The organism is Intrasporangium sp. (genome assembly GCF_035688975.1).
GTDB lineage: Bacteria > Actinomycetota > Actinomycetes > Actinomycetales > Dermatophilaceae > CALMNV01.
This window is the reverse complement of record NZ_DASSMH010000055.1, coordinates 1-4,354: the sequence shown is the minus strand read 5'-3', so window position 1 is coordinate 4,354 and position 4,354 is coordinate 1. Positions and strand designations below refer to the sequence as shown.

General features: G+C 73.1%; 4 protein-coding genes. 3 read left to right on the top strand and 1 reads right to left on the bottom strand.

Going from position 1 to position 4,354, the window contains the following annotated elements; genetic code table 11:
* Nucleotides 1-194: 194 nt before the first annotated feature.
* The 3 genes from VFJ94_RS05770 to VFJ94_RS05760 all read left to right on the top strand — a co-directional run bounded on the left by VFJ94_RS05770 (nucleotide 195) and on the right by VFJ94_RS05760 (nucleotide 3,992).
* Complete coding sequence (locus VFJ94_RS05770; RefSeq protein WP_325003243.1) at nucleotides 195-1,316, top strand: GuaB3 family IMP dehydrogenase-related protein; 1,122 nt, start codon at nucleotides 195-197, stop codon at nucleotides 1,314-1,316.
* Between the two features lie 55 nt (nucleotides 1,317-1,371).
* Entirely contained in the window at nucleotides 1,372-2,733 is a 1,362-nt protein-coding gene (locus tag VFJ94_RS05765) for a DUF4832 domain-containing protein (RefSeq protein ID WP_325003242.1), read from the top strand.
* Nucleotides 2,734-2,816: 83 nt separating this feature from the next.
* Nucleotides 2,817-3,992 carry an MFS transporter gene (locus tag VFJ94_RS05760; RefSeq protein WP_325003241.1) on the top strand — a complete coding sequence of 392 codons (1,176 nt, stop codon included), beginning with the start codon at nucleotides 2,817-2,819 and terminating at the stop codon, nucleotides 3,990-3,992.
* Here the strand turns inward: VFJ94_RS05760 and VFJ94_RS05755 are convergent.
* Nucleotides 3,979-4,354: hypothetical protein (locus VFJ94_RS05755; RefSeq protein ID WP_325003240.1), on the bottom strand; the 376-nt coding region annotated here is incomplete at its 5' end. The two genes, VFJ94_RS05760 and VFJ94_RS05755, sit on opposite strands and share 14 nt — an antisense overlap.

Genomic DNA, 4,354 nt, shown 5'->3' with positions numbered 1-4,354 from the left:
CTCGTCGAGTGGCCACTCCGGTGCCTCCGTCCCGTGCGGAACTGGCCACTGCACGGGGAGGGTGACGTGCGGAACTGGCCACTCGACGGGGAGGGTGACGTGCGGAACTGGCCACTCGACGGGGGAAGGTGACGCGTGACGTAGAGGCCGCGAGGAGGGCCGGGCGTGCCGGCGGCGCTGGATAGGATCGGCCGGTGACCGAGATCGAGATTGGCCGAGGCAAACGCGGGCGGCGCGCGTACTCCTTCGACGACATCGCGGTCGTGCCCTCGCGGCGCACCCGCGACCCCGAGGAGGTCTCCGTCGCCTGGCAGATCGACGCCTACCACTTCGACATCCCGGTCATGGGCGCGCCGATGGACTCCGTCATCTCTCCCGACACGGCGGTCGCGCTGGGCCGTCTCGGCGGCCTGCCGGTCCTCGACCTCGAGGGTCTGTGGACCCGCTACGACGACCCGACGCCGCTGCTGGCGGAGATCGCCTCCCTCGACCCGGCCGTCGCGACCGCCCGGATGCAGGCCATCTACGCCGAGCCGATCAAGCCCGAACTCATCACGGAGCGGCTGCGCGCGCTGCGCGCCGCGGGCGTGACGGTGGCCGGAGCGCTCTCCCCGCAGCGCACCCAGCAGTACTGGAAGACCGTCGTGGACGCGGGCGTCGACCTCTTCGTCATCCGCGGCACGACCGTGTCCGCCGAGCACGTCTCGGGGCGCGCGGAGCCGCTCAACCTCACGCGTTTCATCTACGAGCTGGACGTGCCGGTCATCGTCGGTGGCGCGGCGACCTACACCGCCGCCCTGCACCTCATGCGCACCGGCGCGGCCGGCGTCCTCGTGGGGTTCGGAGGCGGGGCGGCGCACACGACCCGCACGACGCTCGGCATCCACGCCCCGATGGCCTCCGCCGTCGCCGACGTCGCCGAGGCGCGCCGCGACTACCTCGACGAGTCGGGCGGCCGCTACGTCCACGTCATCGCCGACGGCGGCGTCGGCACGTCCGGTGACATCGTCAAGGCGATCGCGTGCGGCGCCGACGCCGTCATGCTCGGCGCAGCGTTGGCGCGGGCCACCGACGCCCCGGGCCGTGGCTACCACTGGGGGCCGGAAGCGCACCACCAGCTGCTGCCCCGCGGCGAGCGGATCGCCCTGGGCGGGCAGGCCTCGCTCGAAGAGATCCTCCTCGGCCCGGGACGCCAGGCCGACGGCACGACCAACATCATGGGCGCGCTGCGGCGGGCGATGGCGACGACGGGATACTCGGATGTCAAGGAGTTCCAGCGTGTGGAGGTCGTCGTCGCGCCGTATGCCGGTCGCTGACAACCCAGCCTGCGCGCTTTGTCGGTTATGAGGGGAATTCGGGTAGCCTTGTGGTATGCGCAAGGCGATCCTCGCCTCCGTCGCGGCGGCCATCCTCACGGTCACGTCCGCGGCCTCGGCCCTCTCGGCGTCCGTGGTGTCCCGGACCTTCAGCCCGTCGACGGCGGTCATCGCCAACCCTGATCGCGGCCTGTACCACTACACGGAGACCCACAGCCGGGTGGACGGCTCGGGGTACGCGCCGCTGGACGCCGCGGTCGCTGCGCGGTGGCGCACGCAGGAGGGCGTCACCCTCGTCTACCGCGTCTTCTACCTCGAGAGGTTCGTCGGGACGGACGGGCTGAGTGCGGCATACCTCTCCCAGGTCAGGGCCGATCTCGCCGCGGCACGCGCTGCGGGAGTCAAGCTGGTGGTCCGCTTCGCGTACTCGGCGGACTCGAGTCACGACGCGCCCGCAGACCGCGTCATCACCCACGTCCGCGCGCTCGCCCCGGTCCTCAACGCGAATGCCGACGTGATCGCCACGCTCCAGGCCGGCTTCATCGGTCGCTGGGGCGAGTGGTACTACTCCGACAACTTCGCCTCGGACCCTGCGCGGCCGTGGTTGCTGTCGGACGCGGACTGGGAGGCACGCGACACGGTCCTGCGCACCCTGCTCGAGGCGACGAGCCCGTCTCTCTTCGTCCAGGTGCGCTCCCCGAGCATCAAGCAGCGGCTCCTGGCCGGCGCGCCGAGCGCGGTGGCCGCGCGGGTCGGCATCCACGACGACTGCTTCCTCGCGGGAACGGACGACTACGGCACGTTCGCCACGAGCGAGGACCGGACGTGGCTCCGCGCCCAGACGCAGACCGTGCCGATGGGCGGGGAGACCTGTGTCGTGAACACCCCTCGCACGCAATGGAGCTCGGCCAGCTCAGAGCTCGCGGCCTACCACTGGTCCTATCTCAACGCCGACTACCGGCCCGAGGTGATGAGCTCGTGGGGGGCCGCCGGTCTCGACGAGGTGCGGCGCCGGCTGGGCTACCGGCTGCGGCTGACCACCGTCACGCTGCCCCGAGCGGCGGTCGCCGGAGGCACCCTCTCCGGCCAGGTCGGTCTCCTGAACGACGGCTACGCGGCGCCGTTCCGTGCTCGACCCGCCAAGCTGGTCCTCCGAAGCGCCGACGGCAGCTACGGATACGCCATCCCGCTCGACGTGCGCACCCTCGCGCCCGGCGTGGCGAGGACGACCTCCTTCACCGTCCCGGTGTCCGTCCGACCCGGCGCCTACCGGGTCCTCCTCTCCCTGCCGGACCCGTCGCCCACGCTGGCCGCCAAGCCGGCCTACGCGATTCAGCTGGCCAACCAGGGAACGTGGGACGCGCAGACGGGGTGGAACACCCTCGGCCAGCTCGACGTCATCGCCGCGCAACCGTAGCGCCTGGCAACCGTAGTGGCGAGGGGCCCTGCAGCGGCGACAGGGCGAGGGGACCCTCGAGATCGCCGGGCTACGCTGCCGGGGTGCTTGTCACCGGACGCCTGCGCGACGTACTCGCCGTGGCCCTCGCCTTCGCCGTCAACGGGCTCGTGCTCGGCTCCTGGGCCGCGTCCATGCCGGCGCTGCGCCACCGCGTCGGGACCGACACCCAAGGCATCGCGGTCCTGCTCCTCACCACGGGCATCGTCGCCGTCGCGTCGATGCAGGTCGGTGGACGACTCGCCGACTCGCGCGGCGCCCGGCCGCCCGTGCTCGCCTCGGCGCTCGTCATGGCCATCGGTGCGCTCGTGCTGTGGGGCGCGTCCTCCTTCGCCTGGGCCCTGGCCGGCAGCATGGTCGTCGGGCTGGGCAACGGGACGATGGACGTCGCCATGAACGCGCTCGCCGTCCAGGTGGAACGCGCGAGGCCAAAGCCCATCATGAGCCGGATGCACGCCTGCTGGAGCCTCGGCTCCTTCCTCGGCGCCGCGCTCGTGGCGGTCGTCGGGCGGCTCGTCCACGGCGACCCGGGCGCCATGGTGCGCGGCGCGATGGCCACCTCGGGAGCGCTCGCCCTCGTCGGCCTCGCCGCGCTCGCCGCCTGGGCCCCGACCTCCCGGGTCGTCAGCCGAGGCGTCGACGGCACGCCTGCGACGGTGCCGCCCGTCGCGTGGCTGCTCGCCGGCATGGCCGTGTGCTTCGGCCTCGCCGAGGGCACGGCCACGGACTGGTCGTCGATCCACGTCACGGACGTCCTCCACGTCGACCCGGGCACCGGGGCGCTGGGGCTCACCTTCGTCAGCGCCTTCATGGTCGTCATCCGCATGTCGGGGGACCACCTCGTGGCCCGGTTCGGCCACGTCCGGGTGGTCGCGCTCGGCGCGGGCGCTGCGGCCGCCGGCTACCTCGTCACCGTGCTCGCCGCGTCGCTCGCCCCCGTCCTCGCCGGTTGGTCCCTCGTCGGCCTCGGCGTCGGGATGATCGCGCCGCAGATCTACGGCTCGGCCGGCCACCTCGGCGGCGGGCGGGTGCTCTCCGTGGTCGTCACCTTCGGGTATGCCGCGTTCCTCGCCGGCCCGGGGCTCATCGGGTGGCTCGTGCGACAGCACGGCGTGCAGGCGGCGATGGTCCTGCCGCTGGTCATGGCCTGCCTGCTCGCCGTCCTCGTGCGGTGGATGCCGTCCGTCGGCCCGGGAAAGGGCCGGCTCAGAACAGGGTGAAGCCGCCGCGGGTGAGGAAGAAACCGTGCCTGGAGGCGGTGTCGACGCAGGTCACCCCCGTCGTCTCGCTGAGGCACGTCAACGGCGACCCGGCGGCGACCGTGCGGAAGCCATAGCGCAGCACCGGGGCACTGGGGACGCGGATGGTGTCGGAGTTGCACACCGGCACGGCCCCCTCCCGGGTCAGCTCCACGCGGCCCACGTCCCTGGCCCCTCCGGCCGGGCACACCATCGGGGCCGGGGGAGCGACCCGCCCCTGCGCCACCTCGCACGCCGGCACCGCCGCGCCGGCGCTGACGTCGCAGAAGAGGTTGCCCGTCGGGCTGCGGAAGGTGCCCCTGACGGCGGGGTCGACGACGGCC